Consider the following 23,334-nt stretch of genomic DNA (forward strand, 5'->3'; position numbering starts at 1 on the left):
CTTAATCCTAGTTCCCAGTCCCCAGTCCCCAGTCCCCAGTCCCCTCATTTCCCCAATTCTTGCGATCGCGCTGTAGCTGCTTTGACTGCTTCAATTAAAGCTGAACGAAAACCAGCTTTTTCTAGTTGAGCAATACCGGCAATTGTTGTACCACCAGGACTGGTAACGCGGTCTTTGAGTTCTGCTGGGTGTAATTTGGTTTCATGCAACAGTGTTGCGGTTCCCAATACGGTAGAGAGAGCTAACTGATAGGCGATCGCTCTGGGTAAACCTGCGGCTACTCCACCATCTGCCAATGCTTCCACCATCAAAGCTACATAACCCGGACCACTACCAGAAAGTCCTGTTACTGCATCGAGCAAATTTTCGGGAACTTCGACAACTTCCCCGACTGCGGCAAACAGTTCTTGTGCTTTTTTATAATGTTCGACACGTGTATATGCACCTAAACATATTGCGGTAATTCCGGCTCCGACAGTTGCTGGGGTATTTGGCATTGCCCTAATTACTGGTAACTGGGGAAATCCGGCTTCTAGCTGAACCAGGGGTACACCTGCCAAGATAGAAATTACCAGCACTTCGGAATTTGTACCGATGACATCTGCTAATTCTTGAGCGATCGCGCTGAATACCTGCGGTTTCACTGCTAAAAATACAACTTCTGTTGCCGAAGTGAAAACCAAGCGATTATCTGGTGTTACCGTCACAGCATATTTCTGCTCTAAATAGCTCTGACGTGAAGGTTGGGGTTCACTTACTATGACTTCTGATGCTTGGTAAATACCTCTAACAATAAGGCGGGATAACAGCGCTTCTCCCATTACCCCACCACCAATTAAGCCAAATTTAATAGTCATTCGTTAATAGTCAAGAGTCATTAGTCAAAAGTCAATAGTCAAAAACTATATACTCTGGACTTTTGACTGTTGACTTTGGACTAATCTTATTGTGCCATCCGATTGGCTTGATTTCCCCAAGTAGGAGTTGCACCTGTAGGACGTGCGGGACGAACTGGTGGTTGGGGTACTTCGTGAAGTACGCCACCATGAGTGCTAACTTGTACACAGCTTGGCGTAAACAAAAATATACTTTCACCGATGCGCTCTTGATGTCCATCAAGTGCGTAAGTTCCACCTGCGACAAAATCTACTGCGCGTTGTGCTTGATCCGGGTCCATTATTGTCAAATTTAACACTATGGACTTCCGTTCCCGCAATGCTTGAATTGCCTGGGGCATTTCCTCAAAGGTGCGTGGTTCTAACACCAATACTTCAGAAATCCCATTTATTGCTCCTGGCATCCCAATAACATTACTCATAGGCTTTGAACCTGTTGTTACATCAGCTTCCATTGTAGACATGGGTTCGCGCCAACGTCGATTTTGTTGGCTTTGCTCTTCTGGTGCTGCTGCGGTCGTGACGTTTTGTTCTTGATATGTATTTTGGTAATTTTGTCTATCTGGTTCTTCGTCGTAGTACTCGTATTCGACTTGTTCATTCAGACCAACGAAGTCTCTGAGCTTAGAAAATATATTGTTCATTGTTTACGCTCCAAGAATTAACCATCTTTAGTGATGTGAGAAAAGTTGATTCACTCAACTTTCATTGCTACAAAGAACTGACGGATATGCAATATTATCGCTCTTTGTAGCATCTATTACAGGCTCTGGTCATGACTTTTAGTATAAAGGATGGGTGCCGAATGTGTCATTTGGTACGATTATTGTCCGAGCTGCACGCCAATGTAAAATTTTTTTTTAGTTTAAGCCGCATCCGTTTATGGATGAGGTATTTTTTCCTTCATACTTGAGCCTTCAGTTGACCTTGCCTTTGTGCAATAATGAGTCAAAATTATATACTAATAGGTGTCCAAAAAAAACTTTTTATTATCCATATTTTAATTTTTCTTTGCTTTTGTTCATAATATATCTTTTGTTGCCTACACAAACCACCTGGTTAAAAAACTATTCTGTATTTAGAGGTAATGCTGCCCCAAATCCCTGGTGATGTGAATATTTTACTATTAGCGATCGCCAAACAAGATCGTTCCCAATCTTACCATTGTTGCACCACCCCGCACTGCCAGGTGATAGTCGCCAGACATCCCCATCGAAAGATGCTGCATTTTTATATTTGACCAGTTTTGTCTTTGTATTTCTTCCGCTAGTTCGCGGGTACGATTAAATACAGATAATATTTCTGAATCATCCAATCCAGCAGGAGGAATTGTCATCAAACCCTGAATTCCCAAATCTTTGCATTGATCGAGCGCTGGTAAGTCAGCTAATAATTGTGGCGCACTCCAACCCGATTTGTTGGGGTCAAGAAGAATTTTCACCTGTAGACAAACTTGGGGACTCACCCCTAACTCTTGCGCCAATTGATTTAGGCGCTGCGCCAGTTGTAAATTATCTACAGAGTGAATCCAGGTGAATTGGGAAACCGCTTTTTTAGCTTTATTGCTTTGCAAATGTCCAATAAAGTGCCAGGTGATACCTGTTAAGTCTTGTAATTCAACTTGTTTGCTGGTAGCTTCTTGAATACGACTCTCAGCAAAATCCCGTACACCTGCGGCATAGGCAGAACGCATTACCTCGGTAGAAACTTGCTTGGTGACAGCAATCAACCGAACTGAATCAGGAAGTGAGGAGCGAATTGTGGTAATACGTTCGTCAATCGAACTACTCATTGGAAAGTGCGTTGAAAAACACCCTGAAGTTGATCGTACTCCTGAGAGTGTCCAGCCCGCCGTAGGGTTCGTAAACGATTTTCGAGCATCATTCGAGCTTCGGTACGTCCTATAGACTGAAATTTGATTCCTTTAGCGTCTGTTCCCACCAAAAAAAATAAGCGTTGGGCGTACAGTGTAGTAAACATCTCTTGGTTTTCATCAACCATACAGATTCTGTAGAGCAAACCCCAAGTTGGATGATTTATGTAAGTTTCTGAGTTTTCTGAGTTCATTTAATAATGAAGGTACAAGTACATATATCTTCTCGCCATGAAATACAAACATCCAGACGATAATAGCTTTATCTGGACACAATATTTGCTCAAAATGCGAGCATACAACCAACTTTTGATGTCGATTCCTTGTTTATTAAGAGATTGATGTAGTTCAATTATGAGCTTTTGGAGAATAAAAGTAGCGATCGCCTTGCAACACTGTGGTACCTTTCAGGCACAACAATTGTTATGGCTACACTCAATTGCTATTCTTTTCAAGGCACATAACAGTCCCTACCCTATAACCATGCTGCCATAATTGCTGCCGCTTGCGGGTGCAAATTTGCCAAAAATCCACCTGAAATTTCACTTTTCTAAAGGGAGCGATCGCCAATACCAAGGCTTGATCGTACCGTTTATGAAACCTCACTTCCTACAGCTAGCCGCACTCCCCAAAATAAAATTAAAGTTGCGATCGCTACCCAATCACGAGTTTGAAACCGTAATTCGTGCCATTGTACGCGATGTTCGCTAGGACTAGTAAAGCCGCGCACCATCATTGCGCTAGCCATTTGTTCTGCGCGTAATAGCAAATTTTCTAACAGTCTTTCTGCTACCAAGAGCCAAACTTTAGCGCTTCCTTTGAATCCTAGCTTTTTCCAATTTATTGCTCTTGTCATCACAGAGCGAATTAAATTTTGCACTTCTTCAAGAACTAGGGGAATAAACCGCAACGACAAAGTTAAAGTTAAAGTCAATTCGGTCACAGGTACTTTCAATCGTCGTAGCGGTTGCATTAAGTTTTCTATAGCAGCAGTAATTTCTTCAGGTGCGGTTGTCAGCAGATACAAGTTGGTGCTGTAAATTAAAATAAACAACATTGTACTCAAGCTGATTGCCAAATCTAAAGAGTGACGAGTTACTTTAACTGCTCCAGCTTCAAAACGAACGTAGGTATATTCCTTGGGATTCTTAACTTGTTTTTTTGAGCTTTCCACTTGTCCTGAGTTCGCTTTGTTTAATTGTGAACTTTCAGATGTGGGAAGACGCGGTTGATAATTTACACCCAATCCATCCGGACTGATAGCGGCAATTAAAAGTACAAGAAAGCAGACTGTTAACAGCCAACCCATTTGCTGTTGCCATACTCGCACAGGAATTTTGGCTATGAGGGTAGCGACAATTAAAATTAATACCAGTGATACCCGCCACTCGTTTTTAGAGTATATATAGGTAGTTAAAAAACTCATCAACCAGAAAAACTTGACACGCGGATCGAGTTTATGCAGCCAAGTTATCGGTTGTTCGAGATAAAGACCAAGTGGAAGCGATCGCAGTAAATCCATTATAAACTTAGGACTAGAGACGCGATGAACATCGCGGAGGAATTTCGAGTTGCTTTCTTAAAATACTCCACAATTTATAACAGACGCGACCGGTCGCGTCTCTACTTCATTTTACGCGAGTTGCCCGATTGACATTACCACTTTCCATGTCACGTACTTTCTTACTCCGCCACAATAAACGAATTGGCGTGCCTTTAAATCCTAATTGTTTCCGGAATTGTCCCTCAATGTAACGCCGATAGTTTTCATTAAAGCGTTTTGCCTCATTGACAAACAGCGCTATTGTTGGCGGTTGGCTGGTGACTTGTGTGCCATAATAAATCTTACCTTGGCGTCCGCCGCGTGTCGCTGGGGGCGAATGCCAGCTAACTGCTTCTTCCAAGACTTCGTTAATTACCGATGTGCTGACGCGACGTTTATGCGATTCGGCTGCCGTGTTCACCAATTCTAAAATCTTTTCTACGCGCTGTCCTTTAACGGCACTGACAAAAATCGTTTCTGCCCAATCGGTAAAATGCAGGTTTTGTTGTAGAACTTTTTCGTAATCGTAGATGGTGTAAGAGTCTTTTTCAACAAGATCCCATTTATTAACGACAACAATACAAGCTCGACCTTCTTCAATAATTCGTCCAGCTAATTTTTGGTCTTGCTCGGTGACTCCATCTACAGCATCTATTACTAATAGAACCACATCGGCGCGGCGAATCGCTTTAAATGCGCGGTTGATGCTAAAGAATTCTGTACCGTATTCAATGTGTTTCTTTTTTCTAATTCCCGCAGTGTCAATTAAGCGGTAGGTTTGTCCATCGCGTTCAACGACGGTATCAATTGCATCGCGGGTTGTGCCAGAAATGGGACTGACAATCGCTCTTTCTTCGCCAACGAAAGCATTTAATAAGCTTGATTTGCCGACATTTGGACGACCGATAATTGCCACATTTATTTCATTATTAAGCGGTATATTTTCGACAATTGGTAGGTGGTTAATTAATTCGTCGAGTAATTCACCTGTACCGTTACCATGAATACCAGATACCGCGAACGGTTCACCTAATCCCAATTGCCAAAATTCCGAAGCTTGAACTAAACCTTGATCTGGGGATTCACATTTATTTACAGCAACCAAAACGGGTACACTTTGGTGACGTAACCATTCAGCAATTTCCTCATCAGCTGATGTTAATCCACCTTGACCATCAACAACAAAGATCGCGGCACTTGCTTCTGAGAGTGCCAAAGTAGCTTGTTGGAGAATCAGTGGTAAAAATTCCGTTTGATCGTTAAATACTAAACCACCAGTATCGACTACGAGATATTCGCGATCGCCCCAGTAAGCTGGTAGATAAGTGCGATCGCGTGTCACTCCTGGTTCATCGTGAACAATCGCTGACTGTTGTCCAGCCAAACGATTGACCAGAGTGGATTTGCCCACATTCGGGCGTCCGATAATTGCAACAATAGGTAACTTCATCTATAGAGTGCAGAATACTGCAAATTCCTATTGTAGCGAGTTCGGGTGCAGTTTAGTTATTGGAAGTAAGCGATCGCGATTTGTCTCAAAATTTCCCTCACTCTTCCTCAAGCCACTCTTCGTAACCACAAGCTAGCAGAACTTTTAGTCATTATACCCCTGGAAATTAACTATTAGTGGGGGTAATTTTTCTCGTTCAAAAGTGAACTATTTTGGTATACGATCTGTTATGACTGGGGTCATGCTTTATAACTGCTCAAATGCTTTCTAGATATAGATTTTAGCAGTTTGTGATCCCTTTTTTTATTTGTGAGAAATCCGGGTTTAGTTACTCGAAATGGAGAGATTTGGATGAAACCGTTAGAAAACAAAGTTGCTCTTGTCACTGGTGGTACTTCTGGGATTGGGCGTACTACGGCGATCGCTTTTGCTCATGCTGGTGCCAAAGTTGTTGTAGTCGGACGGCGGGAAGAAGAAGGCAGTGAAACCGTCAGCTTGATTCATGAGGTGGGAAGTGAAGGTTTATTTGTGAAAGCCGATGTATCTCAAGAAGCAGACATAGAATCAACCATTGCCGCCGTTGTCAATAAGTTTGGTAGGCTTGATATCGCATTTAATAATGCGGGTATGCTGGGTGAAAATGCTTTACTGGCAGAGCAAACAGAGCAAACTTATGACCGGGTTTTTGGAGTCAATGTCAAGGGAGTTTTTCTCTGTATGAAGCACGAAATTACCCAAATGTTGGCTCAAGGCAATGGTGGGGCAATTGTCAATACATCTTCCATCAATGGTTTTCGTCCTTTAGCACCCGGCTTATCGATTTACGATGCCTCTAAAACTGCTGTGGTGATGTTGACAAAAGCCGCAGCAGTAGAATATGCCTCCAAAAAAATTCGGATAAACGCGATCGCACCAGGTCCAATTGAAACGGAAATGCTCAGTCAGGCAACTGGCGGTAATACCAAAGCTTTTGAAAATTTTGTTCCCGCCGGACGTTTGGGCAAACCCGATGACATTGCTAATGCTGTAATCTGGTTGTGTTCTGATGCTACCGATTTTGTCAACGGACATACCCTTGCTGTCGATGGAGGGGTACTAGCTGCGTGATAACCTACGGAGTCTAGAGTCAAAGTTTTTTGATTTGTAAAAAAACAAATGAGGGAGCAATTATGAGCAAACTAGAGAACAAAGTTGCATTAATTCTTGGTGGTACAGGCAATGTGGGAGAAGGCATTGTTAGGGCATTTCTCAAAGCAGGTGCCATAGTAGCTGTACCGTCGCGTCAAGCCGAAAAACTCGAAGAATTACGCACTTATTTAGGTGAACTTGCTGATGGCGATCGCTTGATCCCGATTGTGGGAGAAATTGGGCAAATTGATAGTGCCGAGAGCATTCGCGACCAACTGCTCAAGCAATTTGGTAAACTTGATGCTGTAGTTGCATCCCTTGGTGGTTGGTGGTTTGGTAACAAACCTCTGACTGAAGTCTCAATCACAGAATGGCAACAATATTTAGATAGTAATTTAACCAGTCACTTCATCGCCGCCCGTACCTTTCTACCTGTTCTTCAAGAACATCATGGTGCTAGTTACACCTTGATTGGAGGAGCCGCAGCCGAAGTACCGATTCCCAATGTCAGCCCTGTGAGCATTCCTGCTGCTGGACAGCTCATGCTAGCTCAAGTGTTGATGCAGGAAAACAAGGGTAGTGCTGTGCGGATTAATGAAGTTATTGTTCATAGCTGGGTGACAACTCGCACCAGCAAAGAGCGCAGTCAACCAACCTGGATTAGTGCTGATGATATTGGCGAATTTACAGCTTGGCTTGCTTCTGACGCAGCATCTATGGTGAATAGTAGTCTCCTACGCTTGTATGAAAAGCCTGTGACTTAGCGACAAAGTTGCACTCGGAGTGGCTCCTCCATTGGTGATAGGTTAAGGTCGGATACCATTTGTCAATAAGCAATAGTACTTAAAATATTGCTGAAAATCGGGTCGGAAACACAATTTTTGAGCAGGCGATCGCATTCTCAACATAAAACGCGATCGCTATACCTCCTCACCCTTTCTCAAGCCATTCTTCGTAACCACAAGCTAGGAGACGCTGTTTCACCTTGGTAATTGCTTCAGCGATCGCTATATCAGTTGACTTAACCCGATACACATCATTCAACACAACCCCATAATCTTTACCAGTGTAACAAGCCACAACTTCTGCTAAATTGCGATCGGACATTTCATCATAAAGTAGTGCCAAAAGCGGCAAATAAACTTGTGATTCTATCCCATTGGGGAAGGCACATTTAATCAAATGATAGGTGTTTTGTAGATGAGGAGCAATACTTACTTGCATAATTAATTACCTGTTAAAGGACAAGGTGGATGTATATAAACATTAAAATCCACACCTTGAGCGTTTGCTGCTCTGACAGCTTTAGCATTGGCTGTAATAGTTATAATGCCCAAGCGATCGCCTGTTCCTAAAATAATAATATCGTTCACTCCTAACTTTCGCGTCGGCTGAAGGCTTAAGGCTCTGACTGAGGGATTATCGTAAATAATAGTGATTCTTTGTAAAAATTTGATGGCTCTTGCCTGTTCTAATACTCCGCCAATTTGTTGCACAATAACTGTGAACTCGTTGAAAGCTGTTTGAGTCATGACCATTTGTTGCTCTTTTATGTATTGTCGCAAGAGATAGCGCACAACTGAGCCTTCAGCAATAAAAGCCACAGCGCTTACAGTATCCAAGTTAACCATTCGCGTTCTTATTTTAACGTCCCACCCAAATAACTTAATACTATGACGCAAACAATCCAAGCAAAAGATATAAACTTACGGTACTTAATCGATACATTTGGGATTCAGCTAGTTGAAAATGACCAATTCTTTCGTGAGTGGCAAGATAATCTCCCAGAAATAACTGATTTAGATAAACAGCTTTTAAACAAAGTAAAGGCAGGTTTCATCAATCTTTTGAATTACCCACCAATGCTTGAAGATATCGTCAGAATGGCGGTACTTGACCCCATTTTGTTTATCGCCGACTTCTACTTAAATCCTTTTTATGTCAAATCAGAAGAATCTGTTGATATTGTCACTGAAGATGACGGTGTAATTATCAAAGGAAGAATTGACACTTTAATTTTAAAAGACCAATTTTGGGTGATGGTGATTGAATCAAAAAGAGCATCTTACTCGATTGAAGAAGGATTAGCGCAAATTCTCGCTTATATGTTAGCAAATCCTCATCCTGAAAAACCTTGTTTTGGTATGATTACTACAGGTGGAAGTTTCATTTTCATCAAATTAGTTAAAGGCGAAATTCTACAGTATGCGACATCAAAGTTGTTTGCAATTCGCAACCCTGGAAATGATTTATATGACGTTTTCAGAATACTTAAACGTCTCAGTCAATTAGTGATTAATGCTTAATATGGCTTTTTTCCCGAAATTCAGACTTTGGAGTATGTAGTTACATCGGAAATATTTTGCAATTTTTACGTATATGCTGAACAAAGAAACAATCTGGATCGTCACTGGACATAGGAGTGAAAATGAAGAGACGTAGCAGTGCTAGTTCTCTACAAGGGTTTCGGGCAACGCATAATTAAATTCGGTCGATGTCTACTGATGATACTCCGCAAATAACAATTCCGGAATAAGTATATACTGAGACAATACAAGAAATATTTTCTGGCTTAATTTTTATATATAAAATAGATATCTCCCATGATCAGTGGAATTATCGTCAAAAAAATCTTGATTTTGTCAGCAAATCCGAAGGGTACAAAACCACTGCGTCTGGGTGAGGAGATACGTGAAATTAAGGATGGGTTACGACGAGCAAGAGAACGTGAACGATTTATTATAGAGTCTGCGGAAGGAGTGCGCTATAGAGATATTCGTCGAGCTATCTTGGATTATGAGCCACATATTATCCATTTTTCTGGACATGGTTTAGAAGAGGGTTTAATTTTTGAGGATGATACAGGAAGAGAGAAACTAGTAGATCCACAAGCGCTAGCTGGATTATTTGAATTGTTCGCGGATCGGGTGGAGTGTGTATTGCTGAATGCTTGCTATTCTGAGCATCAAGCCAAAGCGATCGCTCAACATATAGATTACGTGGTTGGCATGAGTCAGGCGATCGATGATAAAGCCGCGATTGAATTTGCTATAGGTTTTTACGATGCTTTGTTAGCTGGAAAAAGTGTTGAAATTGCCTATAAATTTGGTCGGAATGCTATTCAAATGGCAAGTATTTCAGAACATCTAACTCCTCAACTTTTGAGGAAAAACCAGTTAAGTTTACAAGTTTCTCCATTACCCCAAACAGAAGAAGAAGAAAAACTTCCACAACAACAGGAATCTACTTGCACAACCTCAACAACATCAAAACAAGAAACTGAAGAACTCCCCTCTGAGAAAAACGTAGACTACACACATCTACGGGATTTGTTAAAAGCGGAGAATTGGAAAAAAGCGGATGAAGAAACTCATCTTGTCATGCTCAAGGCGTCTGGTAGAGAACAAGAAGGCTGGCTGAATGTAAAAGCCATGAATAACTTTCCCTGTACTGACCTCCAGACTATTGACAAGCTCTGGGTAAAATATACCACTGGACGTTTACACTATCGCAAAGCTTGGCGATCGCATCTACTAGATTGCAGGTTACAGGAGTGCGATCGCTTATCATAAATGAAAGAAGTAATGACTTTGGATATCCTAAAATGCTGCCTCTAAAAGAGTTGGTTAGACAAGAAATAGAAAACCTAAACGAAGAACAACTCAAACAACTTAGTGATTTTATTGCTTTCCTTAAATTTCGCAACCGAAATGCTAGTTGGCAAATAGACAAAAATCAGATAGCTGCTATCTACAGTGAATTTGCTGAAGAAGATAGGCAACTAGCTGAAGAAGGATTAGACGAATATACAGAACTTTTGAGACAAGAAGACGCGAAATGACCATTGAGAGAATTGCTCAAACCTACAAGTCCGCCTCAGAATGAATTCTGAGGCTCATAGCTGAAGTCAGCTTAAGCTGACTATGCTCAAATATCATCATTTATTTAGTATGTTTTGGACTATCATCTTCATGATTGTGCCGTTCCAAAGATGAAATTGTAGTCCCATTTGAATGATGTTCCTTCTGATTTTTAACATAATCCACAGCTTGCTCAAGTTGTTTACTTCCTAAAGAAAAAACACCGTATCCGCGTTGCCAACCAAACCCATCTTGTGAGGAAGAGAGACGATTGAGATAATGAGCGCTACTGCCTTTGATATTTTGGACAAAATCAGAGATAGAAAGTTTAGGAGGAATGGAAGCCACTAAATGAATGTGGTTTTCTACACCACCAATTGCATGGATAATGCTACCCAGTTCATCCGATTTGCCAATAATATAACTATAAAGTTGGGTTTCGCGATCGCAAGTAATTAACGGCTGACGTTCTTTGGTCGCCCAAATGAGATGATAGTAAAGTCGCCACAAAGCCATGAAGGTGTTTTTTTGCTATAAATGTCCTTCATTCAGTATTCCCACAATTTTTTCTAAATCAAACTAAGTACAGCGATCACATAAGTACGAGCGCGTTTTTTAACGCAGAGGAGCGCGGAGGTAAACGCAGAGTGACGCAGAGTTTTTGTGATAAATTTTCGTCATGAATTTATGCAATATTGTACTAAGACGAAAATCTTTTAGTCGGCTTAAGCCGACTTTAGCTATTAGCCTCAGAATTCATTCTGAGGCGGTTTTGGAATTGATCCAAGAATCTTCTTAAGCCGACTTTAAGATATTAGCCTCAGAATTCATTCCCAGCCAAGTAGACTCAACGCGAAACAACCCAAAAATTAAATCAACTCTGCCTCTTCAAATATTTGCCTAACTGTTAACTCCAAACCAGGAAGCAGCGCATCAACAATCGGCATAGTATCTGTATAAACTTGACTTGAATCAGCCGAGAAAAACACTTTAATATTTATCGCATCCGGATCTACAATCCAAACTCGTGAAACTCCAGCCGCAAAATAATCCTTAGCTTTGTCTTCAAATTCCTTCATTGTTTGGTCTGAAGAGATAATTTAAATTACCAATTCCGGAATTGCTGGACAAGCTTCATTACGTCTCCAACTTTTGGGCAATCGTTCATAAGAAATATACGTCACATCGGGTAAAGGTGCCCAATCTTTACCCCGACGCTTTAACAAAATAGCCCATTCTGAAACTACTCTACCTTTACCTTTGCACCAAGCACGAATAAGGAATCCTAAAGCTACTTGCAAAGTCGAATGAAAATACTTTGGTGACACCTTCGCTACTGCATAACCATCAACAAACTCATAGTTTATATCACCTTCAGGAAGCGCCAGAAATTCTTCTAAAGTAAGTTGTTTTTCTATGCTTACCTTAACCATAAGATGATTCCTCTCAAGTTAAAATATTTAAGTTGTCCCAGCCGAATTCAAACTTTCTTCCGCTTCTACTTGCACCTTCTGCCCGATTTTTGGTTCAGTACCAACAAGCAAACGTTCAATATTAGCGCGGTGTCGCAAAATCACATACAATCCACCCGCGACACTAAACAAAATGTAAGGCAAAGGTTGATGTAAAAGTGTCATGAAAATTGGAACAGCTACAGCACCTACAATCGAACTCAAAGACACAATCCGCGATATCGCAATTACAACCGCAAATACTCCCGCTGTAGCCAAACCAATCTGCCAATTCATCGCTAATAAAATACCCAAACTGATCGCAACTGACTTCCCACCAGTAAACCCTAAAAAAATTGATTTACTGTGTCCTAATATCCCTGCTAATCCAACTAAAATTACTATCCACGGTTGCCATAAATTCGCATCTACCGTTGGGGGGATAAAGTTTTGTAAAGGCGCATAATTAAATAATGAGTAAGCCAGAGCGATCGCTAATACTCCCTTGAAAGCATCAATCAGTAAAACAATCGCTCCTGGCACTTTACCTAAAGTTCTTAACACATTAGTTGCCCCAGTTGAACCAGAACCAACTGAGCGAATATCAATACCTTTCAACTGCTTGACTGCGATGTAACCAGTGGGAAACGAACCCAGCAGATAAGCTACAATCACAATCGCTCCGCACAAAGTCAACCAAATAGCCATAAACAATATTTGTTAGTTGTTAGTTTTTAGTTGTTAGTTGTTATTTGTTAGTTGGTAGTTGTCAAAAATTACTATTATCCACTAATTTCCCTAGAGACGTTCCAACGGAACGTCTCTACTGTTAATAGTCATCATCAGAATTTCGCATCATTTTCGGGTCAGGAGCAAACGCTAACCAAAGAGGAAATTGTAACAAGCCTAAACTAATTTGCTCTTCAGAATCGTCAATTATGATTAAGGGTAGTTGATTTGCTTTTGTCAAGCGATCGGCTTTTTGCGCCAGCGCTTCCGCTGTTTCAAATAATACCATGCCTTTGTCTGGTCCGAAATCTGGGCGACCGATTCCTAGACAGTCTTGCAAGCCGCGCCGCCAGTCACCTAAGCGTTCTGGTGTATTTGCTAATACCAAAGTTCGGAGGCGATCGCCATACAATTTGTGTAATATCGAAATCACCGCTGAGGAAATCAGAATATTTTGCAATCGGCTATTCATCGTTCGCAAAGCACCGCGTCCCCCTTGGCTGAAAAACCAGTTAGAAACTCGTTCGGCATGTACCGGCTCAAAAGTACGGCGCAGTTGCCAAGCCGGTCCATAATAATCTGGTTTGGTGCGGTATTGGTCAATTAAGCGGCGAATTTGCTTTGTGGTATCTTGAAACTGTTGTTGGGCAAATTGAGGCGTTCCTGGCTCAATATCTACTGATTTAGCCTCTTTTACACTTACTTTTTCTCGTTCTCTAACAGTCGGCATTAATTGCAACTGCTCTGCTGCTGATGCCAAATCTTGTAAACTACCAGTCAGATAATCTTTAAAACCCTGTACCCGGATTGCCAAATCTTGAGAAGCACCGGCAAAAGTGGTTCGCATTTCGTTGCGAATGCGTTCTTGACGCCTTTCCAATTGTTCTACAGAAATTTGTAGCGCTTGTTTGCGTTGTTCTAATTGCGTCAAGGCTTCTTGCACTACTTTTCCCATAGTTATTTGGGTATCACTCACTTGCGCTTGAAGAGTTTTATAAGAAATTTGCAAGTTAGCTATTTCTTCTTTGAGCGCTAGTTCAGTACGCTGCAATTCTGCTACTCGTTGCGCTGTTGACTCTACAAGTGAATTATCTTTTGAGGCTTCTATTTCTGACTCTAATGCGGTTGCTGCGGATGAATTTTCTGTTGGTTCAACAGTCAGATTTTGCGCTTGCGGATTTGTAGGCAAATCTAAATTTGAGTTTTCTTGTGTTTGTGTTTCACCCTCTAACTCAACAGGTGAGTTTTCTGGATGTTCAACTACAGGATTTTGTTCTTGTTTTTCCATTAATGACTCATTAATAGGTTCTGGAGTTTGAGATTCCTCAGGGTTCATAAACAATAGTGCAATATATAGATAGGAGTGATATTACAATTCATATCATGTCGGTTTAATTAACAGTAATAAAAACATCGCAACCTTGGTAGAGACGTTCCGGCGGAACGTCTTTACATTGTAAGTAATTTACCAGACATGATATCACTTGCGATCGCAGTCATGATTTAAGAGTCAATGGTTAATGCACTTTTGACTTTTGACTGTTGACTTTTGACTTTACATCAGAACTAAATACGTGGACAACGTTCTTCTAGACAAGTTTTTAGGGTGTTGGGGTCAAATATAATCGGCAAAAAGTGAATACTTTTGACTTCTTTAAAGTAAAACAATATAGGAACCCCATTCCAGAAGATACGCCAATTTTGCCATTCTTGGTAAGGAAAGCGGCGAATTAATTTTTCACCTCTATAAACATCTAAGTCTGTGGTGGTAAATTGCAAACGCAGAGTTACTGCTTGAAACATGAGAAACAAGCCAAAAAGGGCGATCGCACCTGCGGCTATCGGTTGTACAAAAATCAGAGGAATGGCAGCAATAACCAACACTACAGGTATATTGTAACTAGGCTTAAGTTCTACGGATGATGCTGCGTATTGAGCATAGGTTCTGGTCACAGTCTCAAATCCTGCTTTAATTTACTAGATATTATTCATATTCTAGGGCGGGGAGACACAATCGCGTACTACTTAATGCTCCCGTAGAACCTTTACGAGTCGTGATGCGTAAAGCCCCCGTTTTCTAAACGGGGGAGTGTCAACCTAATCCCTTGCCGGTTCCTTGAAACATTAACCAAGAAAGAAAGAAGTTGAGCACAAATATCATCAACAAAGCGGTAACAACCGCAGTTGTAGTTGATTGTCCCACTCCTTTGGCTCCTCCGGTTGTCGTCATCCCCCAACTGCAACCAATAACGGCAATTAAAACTCCAAAGCAAGCTGCTTTAATCAAAGCGCTACAAATATCCCAAATGCCGAGAAAGTTACGAGCGGAGTCTAAAAATGCCGTTTCCGAGAGGTTGTATATATTCGTGACAATTATCAATCCTCCCAACATACCTGTGACTAAAGACAAAATAGTTAAAATTGGCAGCATGAAGCCGCAAGCAATTACGCGGGGAATAACTAGATAATCAATTGGATCGGTTTTTAACATTAGCAAGGCATCAATTTGTTCTGTGACGCGCATAGTGCCGATTTCCGCTGCAAATGCCGAACCGACTCGTCCTGCCAAAATCACCGCTGTCAGCACTGGTGAGAGTTCTCTTGTTAAGGCGATCGCCAACACTCCGCCGACGACGTTTCCTGCCCCAAAATTGATAAACTCCCGCGCTACCTGGATGGTAAACACCGCACCTACAAAAACAGCCGTCAATAAAGCAATGAAGAGCGAATCGGGTCCAACCGCTGCCATTTGCTCTAAGGTGTTGCGCCGATGGATTTTGCCCCTAATTAGGTGAACTAATACTTGTCCACCTAAAAGAATTGCCGCCAGCAATCGCTGACTCCATACTCCTAAGCTGAATTTGGATGTAGTCTTGCTCAAAGTTTACAAGTTAACTCAGTAACTGCCTTAAGAATAGCGAAAGTCAGTTATTTGTAGTTAGTGGTTGGTGGATAGTGGTTAGTGGTTGGTGGTTGGTGGTTAGTGGTTGGTGTTGTCATAAAGGATCATCTCCCCCACTTGGGCGGAATATTAACTTAGCTTAAAGCTCCTCTCAGAATATTAAGCGCGTCTGAGGTTGCTTGTGAGGCAATTAAATGCGGCAATTTTTGATGGAAAGCTTTATTTTTCGAGGGTTCTAGGAAACTTAGGTATTATCGATGCTCTTACCATCTAGTAAAACTAGTAGATAATTATTTTAATGAAAACTTAAGATTTTTGACATATTGTCTGTGGGAGGGCGATCGCACTTATTGTAGAAAGTGACATGCAGGTATATAGCTTTTACCGATTCACTTACGGAGCCTGTCCGAAGATGACTATTTTTACTAACTTTCTCCGCTCCCTGCTGCTGACGATTATTTTTAGTTTTGTCGCTCCTTTGTTTCTGGTGGGCATTTGTTTGTTTTCTCTATCCCTCATTGGTAACTTTCCAGGTGTACAAGATGTGAGTCATGCGATCGCACTCGCCATTATCCGTTTTCTTGCAACCTTTGGCAGTGGCACTCCCTTACGCGGAATATTTGTAATTTGTTTAACTTGTAGTTTCGTTGGTGCGCTATTTGATACTTACGTTTACTATAGGTATCAAATTTTGCGAAGCGATTCTTAAGTGCGACAAACATCATTATTTGTTGGTAAATTGTATAACTTCTAAAAAATATATAAAACAAAACTTGAAAAAGCTGCTAGTCCTTATCTGGAAAGGGATTGGTAAAATTTAATTATTATTTAAAAATTAATTTAAAAGTAACGCCTCTACCCAAAATGCTGTCATCAAGGCTGCCTAAGCTTGATGGGTAAGACTTTCCCCCTTCCCCCTTCCCCTTTACCCTTTCCCCCTCGTTTGGTAAAGATACGCACAGAATCACAAAAATTCAATTAAAATGCCGATAGCACTGCGGCTTGCTCGTTGTTATTTATATAAATTCATCGGGTCAGATGAGCGCTGGGCATTTTATATTAAGTTTATAACGAGGTTTTTGACTGCTCATGGTATGGCCCTTTAAGCCCAAGTTTCGTAAACAAATTGCTCGGATTGAAATTACCGGAGCGATCGCCAGTGCTACTCGTAAACGTGTTTTAGAAGCCCTAAAAACTGTAGAGGAACGCAAGTTTCCCGCATTGCTGCTACGCATTGACAGTCCTGGTGGTACAGTAGGAGATTCCCAAGAAATCTACAGCGCCCTAAAGCGTTTGCGTGAAAAAATCAAAATTGTCGCTAGTTTTGGTAATATTTCCGCTTCTGGCGGTGTCTATATCGGTGTGGGAGCCGAACACATCGTTGCTAACCCTGGTACAATTACGGGTAGTATCGGTGTAATTTTGCGCGGCAATAACTTGGAACGCTTGCTAGAAAAAATCGGTGTTTCCTTTAAGGTCATCAAGTCCGGTCCCTACAAAGATATTTTGTCATTCGACCGGGAACTGACTGAACCAGAAGAAAACATCCTGCAAGAGTTAATTGACACAAGTTACCAACAGTTTGTGCAAACAGTAGCCGAAGGACGGAATTTAGCCGAAGAAACTGTAAGAAGTTTCGCCGATGGTCGAATTTTTACCGGACAGCAAGCTTTAGAGTTGGGTGTTGTTGACCGACTGGGAACAGAAGAAGATGCGCGACGTTGGACAGCAGAACTAGTTGGTCTTGACCCTGAAAAAACACTCACTTACACCTTAGAAGAACCTAAACCCTTATTGAGTCGCTTGCTACCAGGAAGCGCTCAGGTTTCGTCAGTACTAAAGGCTAGGATTGATTGGATGGAATTTGAAATGTCCACCAGCGGTCAGCCTTTGTGGTTGTATCGACCATAAATGGTCAAAGGTCAATTGTCAAAGGTCAAATGACTCTTGACTAATGACTCTTGATTAATGATTAATGATTAATGAAGGAGGAAATTGGCGTGGAGTGGCGAATGCGGGCAATTCGCGGAGCAACAACTGTTGCCGAAAATACCGTTGAGGCAATGCGTGAAGCGGTTATAGAACTGTTAGATGAACTGGAAAAACGGAATCACCTACATCCAACAGACATGATTAGTGTTACTTTCTCAGTGACACAGGATTTGGATGTTATTTTTCCGGCGGCGATCGCACGATCTCGTCCTTGTTGGGATAATGTAGCAATGTTAGATGTGCAGCAAATGCACGTTGAGGGTAGCTTGCAACGTTGCGTCCGTTTTTTAGTTCACGCTTACCTGCCACCCTCCGAGCCAATTCACCATATCTATTTGCGTCACGCTGCTAACTTGCGTCCAGACTGGAGTTTGACCTAACTTCTCTAGTTAATTATAAACTTTTATTAAGCAAACGCTCCTAAACATAGTCAAAACTTCAGTCCTTAAAATCTTAGTAGAGACGTTCCGCCGGAACGCCTCTACGCTGTTATTCTACTTTTTTGTGATGAAAGTGAATACCTAAAAAGATGTCATAGACGAACTCGAAAAAGTCTTTCTTTTGTAAAAGTCCGGAAGTTTGATAACAACCTTTTTCATCCAAAAGGGGTTTCATCATATAATATGTTGGCTGGTAATTATACCAGGGAATAGAGGGCCACAAATGATGAATTAGGTGGTAATTCTGTCCCATAATTAAAAGATTGAGAATTCGGTTGGGGTAAACTCTGGCATTTTTCCAGCGATCGCGCTCTTGATGAGGGCGATGTGGTAGATAATCAAAAAATAATCCCAGTGCTAACCCAACTACCGCTGAAGGTATAAACCAAAAGTTGAGAACGTAACCCAAAAAGTGGTATTGAACTGAGATATAGAAAATTATTACCACAAACAACCGACTGAGAAACCATTCCAAAAGCTCATTTTTGCGCCACAGTTGCCGCTGAAAGAAAAATACCTCATGGTATAAAAAGCGGACTGGTAGCAACCACAGCGGTCCCCCTGTAGAAACATAATGGTCTGGGTCGTTTTCTGGATCGTTCACATGAGCATGATGCTGCAAATGTACCCGCGTAAACACAGGAAAGGCAAAAACGAGCATCAAGGCACTGACATGTCCCAAAATGGCATTAATTACCCGGTTACGATGGGCAGATTGATGACAAGCATCGTGAATTACAGTGCCGGCTATATGCAAAGCGATCGTATTGACACTAAAGCACAGCCAGTGCTGCCATTGCCACAACCAGTAACCGAAGTTAGACAAAACAAACATTGTCACTGCCGTTAGCAACATTAGCAGCGTGGGATTAAAATCACCCGGAGGTGCTAAAAATTCCTTCGGTGGGACTGTCAGTGGCTTCTGTGCCTCCGACGTTACCATTTTTAACTCCTTGTTAATCAAATTTTGTAGTTACTACGATACAAACTCATTAATGATAAAGTTTTGTGTAGCAAGATTTATCCCCATTTTACGATATCTGTAACTGAATAAGGATATGATTCTCTCACAAACCCTTTAGGGGAAGATGAGGAGATGGGGAGATGAGGGAGATGAGGGAGATGAGGGAGATGGGGGAGAGGAATTTTGCCCAATGCCCATTGCCCATTGCCCATTGCCCAATGCCCATTATCATCTTCCCAAACTGCTTGGATATAGCAGCGACTGAAATATAGATCAAGTTAACTTAGTATGACTCCCAGGATAGATCGCTAGATTCAGCTTATATGCAACTAAGAGATTCTCTACGCCGGACAAAAATTGTCGCTACGATTGGTCCTGCTACCAGCAGTCCAGAAATGCTCAAAGCTATTATTGAAGCTGGTGCAACGACGCTGCGGCTAAACTTTTCCCACGGTACTCATGCCGATCATCAACGCAGTATTCGCTTAATTCGGCAAATTGCCTTTGAACTAAATCAGCCTGTGGGTATTCTTCAAGACTTGCAAGGACCAAAAATTCGTTTGGGTAAGTTTGAGAATGGATCTATAGTTGTGGCAAAAGGCGATCGCTTTACTTTGACAAATCGTCCGGTGATTGGCACGCAAGATATAAGCTGCGTCACCTACGATTATTTAGCAGAGGAAGTCCCCCTTGGCGCAAAAATCCTTCTTGACGATGGACGAGTGGAAATGGTCGTGGAGGAAATTAACCGCGAAAAAGGCGATTTGCATTGTCGCATCACCGTGGCTGGTAAACTTTCTAACAGCAAGGGTGTAAACTTTCCCGGAGTTTACCTTTCAATTAAAGCGATGACTGACAAAGACCGCGAGGATCTGATGTTCGGTCTAGACCAAGGTGTAGACTGGGTAGCACTTTCCTTTGTCCGCAATCCCCAGGACATGATAGAAATTAAAGAGCTAATTTCTAGCATGGGTAAGCAAGTGCCAGTAATTGCCAAAATTGAAAAGCACGAAGCTATAGAACAAATGGAAGCAGTTCTGGCTTTGTGTGATGGTGTGATGGTGGCTAGAGGGGACTTGGGCGTAGAATTACCCGCAGAAGATGTCCCTATCCTGCAAAAGCGCCTGATTGCGACGGCAAATCGCATGGGAATTCCCATCATCACCGCTACCCAGATGTTAGACAGTATGGTGAACAATCCCCGCCCAACTCGCGCCGAGGTGTCGGATGTAGCAAACGCGATTTTAGATGGCACGGATGCGGTGATGCTTTCTAATGAAACTGCGGTGGGTGAATACGCTGTGGAAGCTGTAGCAACTATGGCACGAATTGCCGAGCGGATTGAGCAGGAAGAAGCGCGAGAATCAAGTAATCGTCTCTCTAAAGATACCAGGCGATCGATTCCTAACGCCATCAGTCAAGCGGTGGGGCAAATTGCCGAGCAACTCGGAGCGGCAGCAATTATGACTTTAACGCAAACCGGCGCAACAGCTCGCAATGTCTCCAAATTCCGTCCGCAAACACCGATTTTGGCTGTAACTCCTCACGTCAATGTGGCACGGCAATTACAGATGGTGTGGGGAGTAAAACCGCTGTTGGTACTAGAATTACCTTCCGCCGGTCAGACTTTTCAAGCTGCGATCAATGTTGCTCAAGAAAATCAGCTTTTGTTTGAAGGGGATTTGGTGGTAATGACCGCCGGCACTCTCCAAGGAGTTTCTGGATCGACCGATTTGATTAAAGTTGAAGTCGTAACGGCAATACTAGGTCAAGGAATTGGACTCGGACAAGGTTCCGTCAGCGGTCGCGCACGAGTCGGTAATAGTGGTTTGGATGTAAGTAACTTTAATCACGGAGATATTTTGGTTGCCCCACGCACAAGTGCCGATTTTGTTGAAGCAATTAGAAAAGCCGCAGGTATTATTACTGAAGACGAGGGTCTAACAAGTCACGCTGCGGTGATTGGCTTGCGTCTGGGTGTGCCGGTGATTGTTGGTGTGAAGAAAGCTACGCAAGTAATTCGCGATGGGGCGATTTTGACAATGGATATGCAACGGGGTTTAATTTACTCTGGGGCAGTGAGAACGCCTTAGAACCTATCCCACTAATGCAGAAACACCACCTTACTTAAAAAGTAAAGTGGTGTATAATTCCTAGAAACTTTTGCGGAAACAGAATTTCATGGATTTTATGTTTTATTTCTCAACAGTTCTAATGTCCTTTTTCAATTGTTCTAATTGCATTTCCAAATTAGCTATCTTTTTATCGTAATGCTGCTTCATTTCTTTGATAGCACCTATTGCAACTGAAACTAGACCGTTATAATCTACAGACTTGGTATCTGTACCTACAACGAATTGCGGAAATATTTCCTCAACTTCCTGTGCGATGAATCCTGTAAGTTTATGAGGTAGTTGCTCTAAATTCTGGTTTTTGTAATAGAAGTTGACTGGATTTAAAGACAGTGCCTTTTCTAAAAGATTAGAAGCGGTTTCCACATCTTTTTTTGCTTTTAGATCGCTTACTATTGTCCATCTACCCCCACTGTCTAATCTGGCAAACCCATTAGGATTGTTTATTCTATTAGTTATGTGAAAAAAACCATCGTTGGTTTGCAACATTCCTGTTATATGAGTCAAGTTTATTGCATTCTCAATTCTTATTGCCACAACAGACTGGTTTGGTACTCTAACAAGTACAGGGTCATTAATGAAATTAGGCATCTTTTTTTTCCTTTGATTGATAAAAATCTGATTGTTTAAGTCAGACTTGTTTGCTTTCTTTCCTTCTTTAACTAAATGCAAGCAAAATCAACTTATGCAATGCCTGAGATAGAAATGAAAAAATTTTTGCTCAATCTCATTCTTACGGAACCGTATAGTAGACTTATACGACATAGTTTTTGACAGTATTGCTCTCGCGCCTATGTAATCATGGGCTAGGAATGCGGCACGGAAGAAGGTTCAAAGATATCTTTTCAATACTTCGACGGTGGCAAGTCCGGTTTTTTCCCAACTGAATTGTTTTGCTCTGCTGATGCTTTGGGCAGAAAGGCGATCGCGCAATTCTCTATCAGTAGCAATTTTGTGCATTGCCTCTGTAATTTCCCTGGTGTTGTAGGGATTAATCAAAATCGCTGCATCACCGGCGACTTCTGGTAATGAGGAGAGATTCGAGGTGATGACGGGAGTACCGCAAGCCATTGCTTCTAAGACTGGGAAACCAAATCCTTCCCAAAGACTGGGGAAAACGAGGGCGATCGCACTATTAATTATTTTCGGCAATTCGCTGTAAGATACATAATCAAGGAATTTTACGCGATCGCTTATGTTTAATTCTTCTGCTTGCGATCGTAAAGCTGGGGTGTAACGCGCATCGGTTGATCCTGCTAACCATAGTTCGTAGTCTTTGCAGTTAGGTATTGCAGCAAAAGCAGCAATTAGTCTATGCAGGTTCTTGTAAGGGTCGTGTCTCCCAATATAAAGATAGTAGAAGCGATCTTTTGACCTCTCCCCCATCCCCTCTCCTACAAGGAGAGGAGAGAATTCCCCCCTTCCCTTGTAGGGAAGGGGGGTTAGGTCAAAACTAGGAAAATGATTACCATCATGTGCTAGGGGAATTGGCGTAATTTTGCTCGCAGGAATTTGACAAAACTTAATAATGTCGTTTGCTGTAGCCTGAGAATTGCAGATAACGTGTTGTGCTTGGGCAACGACTTGGGGAATATAGTAGCGATGGTATGGTAAAAGAGGTGAAAAGCGTTTGGGAAAGCGCAACGGGATAAAGTCGTGAACCATCACAACAAATCGACTGTTAGAAAATAAAGGTGCTTCCGGCAGAGGAGAAAATAAAAGTTGAGATTTTAGCTTTTTATATATTTGTGGCAGTTCAAATTGTGTCCAAATTAAGCGATTTAAATGCCCTTTTGTGCCTTGACTCGGAGTCAGATTATCTGGTACTGGATAGCAATTAAATTCAGGATAATTTTGTGCCGTTAATAAAGTTGGGTTAAGAGCTTTTAAATAGGGAAAAAGATTTGTGGCATAGTTACTTATGCCTGTGGGTTTGGAAAAAACAATCGATAAGTTAACTATTATATTGCTCAT

25 protein-coding genes and 1 pseudogene are annotated in these 23,334 nt (G+C 41.8%); 9 read left to right on the forward strand and 17 right to left on the reverse strand.

What is annotated here, in order from left to right:
* Positions 1-44: 44 nt before the first annotated feature.
* From proC to der, 6 genes are all read right to left on the reverse strand, one after another.
* Entirely contained in the window at positions 45-857 is an 813-nt protein-coding gene (gene proC, locus TOL9009_RS0116610; RefSeq protein ID WP_029633787.1) for a pyrroline-5-carboxylate reductase, read from the reverse strand.
* Positions 858-943: 86 nt separating this feature from the next.
* Positions 944-1,540, reverse strand: coding sequence for a cell division protein SepF (locus tag TOL9009_RS0116615; protein WP_029633788.1), 597 nt, complete (start codon positions 1,538-1,540; stop codon positions 944-946).
* A 482-nt stretch (positions 1,541-2,022) separates the two neighbouring features.
* Positions 2,023-2,688, reverse strand: coding sequence for a YggS family pyridoxal phosphate-dependent enzyme (locus tag TOL9009_RS0116620; RefSeq protein ID WP_029633789.1), 666 nt, complete (start codon positions 2,686-2,688; stop codon positions 2,023-2,025).
* Positions 2,685-2,963: a transcriptional coactivator PipX gene (gene pipX, locus TOL9009_RS0116625; RefSeq protein WP_029633790.1), complete on the reverse strand. Its 279-nt coding sequence runs from the start codon at positions 2,961-2,963 to the stop codon at positions 2,685-2,687. Before pipX ends, TOL9009_RS0116620 begins: the two co-directional genes overlap by 4 nt.
* 398 nt (positions 2,964-3,361) lie before the next feature.
* Entirely contained in the window at positions 3,362-4,291 is a 930-nt protein-coding gene (locus TOL9009_RS0116630) for an energy-coupling factor transporter transmembrane component T family protein (protein WP_029633791.1), read from the reverse strand.
* Positions 4,292-4,397: 106 nt separating this feature from the next.
* The gene (gene der / locus TOL9009_RS0116635; RefSeq protein WP_029633792.1) at positions 4,398-5,762 is read right to left on the reverse strand and encodes a ribosome biogenesis GTPase Der; all 1,365 of its coding nucleotides are present in this window, start codon (positions 5,760-5,762) and stop codon (positions 4,398-4,400) included.
* A 351-nt stretch (positions 5,763-6,113) separates the two neighbouring features.
* Here der and TOL9009_RS0116640 point away from each other — a divergent pair, with 351 nt between their 5' ends.
* Complete coding sequence (locus TOL9009_RS0116640; RefSeq protein ID WP_029633793.1) at positions 6,114-6,869, forward strand: glucose 1-dehydrogenase; 756 nt, start codon at positions 6,114-6,116, stop codon at positions 6,867-6,869.
* Between the two features lie 62 nt (positions 6,870-6,931).
* Positions 6,932-7,654, forward strand: coding sequence for an SDR family NAD(P)-dependent oxidoreductase (locus TOL9009_RS0116645; protein ID WP_029633794.1), 723 nt, complete (start codon positions 6,932-6,934; stop codon positions 7,652-7,654).
* Positions 7,655-7,820: 166 nt separating this feature from the next.
* Here the strand turns inward: TOL9009_RS0116645 and TOL9009_RS0116650 are convergent, their stop codons facing one another.
* Together TOL9009_RS0116650 and TOL9009_RS0116655 are read right to left on the reverse strand one after the other, a co-directional pair.
* Entirely contained in the window at positions 7,821-8,114 is a 294-nt protein-coding gene (locus TOL9009_RS0116650) for a DUF3349 domain-containing protein (RefSeq protein WP_029633795.1), read from the reverse strand.
* 2 nt (positions 8,115-8,116) lie between these two features.
* Positions 8,117-8,521 carry a DUF1308 domain-containing protein gene (locus TOL9009_RS0116655; RefSeq protein ID WP_029633796.1) on the reverse strand — a complete coding sequence of 135 codons (405 nt, stop codon included), beginning with the start codon at positions 8,519-8,521 and terminating at the stop codon, positions 8,117-8,119.
* A 42-nt stretch (positions 8,522-8,563) separates the two neighbouring features.
* On the opposite strand from TOL9009_RS0116655, the gene TOL9009_RS0116660 reads away from it, so the two are divergent.
* From TOL9009_RS0116660 to TOL9009_RS0116670, 3 genes are all read left to right on the forward strand, one after another.
* Positions 8,564-9,196: a hypothetical protein gene (locus TOL9009_RS0116660; RefSeq protein ID WP_029633797.1), complete on the forward strand. Its 633-nt coding sequence runs from the start codon at positions 8,564-8,566 to the stop codon at positions 9,194-9,196.
* A gap of 297 nt (positions 9,197-9,493) precedes the next feature.
* Positions 9,494-10,462: a GUN4 domain-containing protein gene (locus tag TOL9009_RS47390; RefSeq protein WP_186227580.1), complete on the forward strand. Its 969-nt coding sequence runs from the start codon at positions 9,494-9,496 to the stop codon at positions 10,460-10,462.
* A gap of 32 nt (positions 10,463-10,494) precedes the next feature.
* Entirely contained in the window at positions 10,495-10,731 is a 237-nt protein-coding gene (locus TOL9009_RS0116670; protein WP_029633798.1) for a hypothetical protein, read from the forward strand.
* Positions 10,732-10,831: 100 nt separating this feature from the next.
* Here the strand turns inward: TOL9009_RS0116670 and tnpA are convergent, their stop codons facing one another.
* The 6 genes and pseudogenes from tnpA to TOL9009_RS0116700 all read right to left on the reverse strand — a co-directional run bounded on the left by tnpA (position 10,832) and on the right by TOL9009_RS0116700 (position 15,811).
* Complete coding sequence (gene tnpA / locus TOL9009_RS0116675; RefSeq protein WP_029633799.1) at positions 10,832-11,266, reverse strand: IS200/IS605 family transposase; 435 nt, start codon at positions 11,264-11,266, stop codon at positions 10,832-10,834.
* A gap of 353 nt (positions 11,267-11,619) precedes the next feature.
* Positions 11,620-12,183, reverse strand: a pseudogene (locus TOL9009_RS39470) (Uma2 family endonuclease).
* A 27-nt stretch (positions 12,184-12,210) separates the two neighbouring features.
* Positions 12,211-12,909, reverse strand: coding sequence for a glycerol-3-phosphate 1-O-acyltransferase PlsY (plsY, locus tag TOL9009_RS0116685; RefSeq protein WP_029633800.1), 699 nt, complete (start codon positions 12,907-12,909; stop codon positions 12,211-12,213).
* 121 nt (positions 12,910-13,030) lie between these two features.
* Positions 13,031-14,266: a DUF3086 domain-containing protein gene (locus tag TOL9009_RS0116690; RefSeq protein ID WP_029633801.1), complete on the reverse strand. Its 1,236-nt coding sequence runs from the start codon at positions 14,264-14,266 to the stop codon at positions 13,031-13,033.
* A gap of 230 nt (positions 14,267-14,496) precedes the next feature.
* Positions 14,497-14,883: a DUF3119 family protein gene (locus TOL9009_RS0116695; protein ID WP_029633802.1), complete on the reverse strand. Its 387-nt coding sequence runs from the start codon at positions 14,881-14,883 to the stop codon at positions 14,497-14,499.
* 139 nt (positions 14,884-15,022) lie between these two features.
* Complete coding sequence (locus TOL9009_RS0116700; RefSeq protein ID WP_029633803.1) at positions 15,023-15,811, reverse strand: MlaE family lipid ABC transporter permease subunit; 789 nt, start codon at positions 15,809-15,811, stop codon at positions 15,023-15,025.
* Between the two features lie 433 nt (positions 15,812-16,244).
* Between TOL9009_RS0116700 and TOL9009_RS0116705 the strand changes: the two genes are divergently transcribed.
* The 3 genes from TOL9009_RS0116705 (at position 16,245) to aroH (ending at position 18,204) form a co-directional block, all read left to right on the forward strand.
* Complete coding sequence (locus TOL9009_RS0116705) at positions 16,245-16,541, forward strand: hypothetical protein (protein WP_029633804.1); 297 nt, start codon at positions 16,245-16,247, stop codon at positions 16,539-16,541.
* A 380-nt stretch (positions 16,542-16,921) separates the two neighbouring features.
* Complete coding sequence (gene sppA / locus TOL9009_RS0116710) at positions 16,922-17,743, forward strand: signal peptide peptidase SppA (RefSeq protein ID WP_029633805.1); 822 nt, start codon at positions 16,922-16,924, stop codon at positions 17,741-17,743.
* A 71-nt stretch (positions 17,744-17,814) separates the two neighbouring features.
* A complete protein-coding gene (gene aroH, locus TOL9009_RS0116715) occupies positions 17,815-18,204 on the forward strand; it encodes a chorismate mutase (protein ID WP_242055251.1) in 390 nt (129 codons plus the stop codon).
* Positions 18,205-18,313: 109 nt separating this feature from the next.
* Here the strand turns inward: aroH and crtR are convergent, their stop codons facing one another.
* Positions 18,314-19,207 (reverse strand): beta-carotene hydroxylase, encoded by an 894-nt coding sequence (gene crtR / locus TOL9009_RS0116720; RefSeq protein WP_029633807.1) that lies wholly within the window; start codon positions 19,205-19,207, stop codon positions 18,314-18,316.
* A 344-nt stretch (positions 19,208-19,551) separates the two neighbouring features.
* Between crtR and pyk the strand changes: the two genes are divergently transcribed.
* A complete protein-coding gene (pyk, locus tag TOL9009_RS0116730) occupies positions 19,552-21,321 on the forward strand; it encodes a pyruvate kinase (RefSeq protein WP_029633808.1) in 1,770 nt (589 codons plus the stop codon).
* 102 nt (positions 21,322-21,423) lie between these two features.
* Here the strand turns inward: pyk and TOL9009_RS0116735 are convergent, their stop codons facing one another.
* Together TOL9009_RS0116735 and TOL9009_RS0116740 are read right to left on the reverse strand one after the other, a co-directional pair.
* Positions 21,424-21,951 (reverse strand): tail fiber domain-containing protein, encoded by a 528-nt coding sequence (locus TOL9009_RS0116735; RefSeq protein ID WP_144238258.1) that lies wholly within the window; start codon positions 21,949-21,951, stop codon positions 21,424-21,426.
* 240 nt (positions 21,952-22,191) lie between these two features.
* Positions 22,192-23,334 carry a glycosyltransferase family 4 protein gene (locus TOL9009_RS0116740; protein ID WP_029633810.1) on the reverse strand — a complete coding sequence of 381 codons (1,143 nt, stop codon included), beginning with the start codon at positions 23,332-23,334 and terminating at the stop codon, positions 22,192-22,194.

Origin of the sequence: [Scytonema hofmanni] UTEX 2349 (genome assembly GCF_000582685.1) — a bacterium.
GTDB lineage: Bacteria > Cyanobacteriota > Cyanobacteriia > Cyanobacteriales > Nostocaceae > Hassallia > Hassallia hofmanni.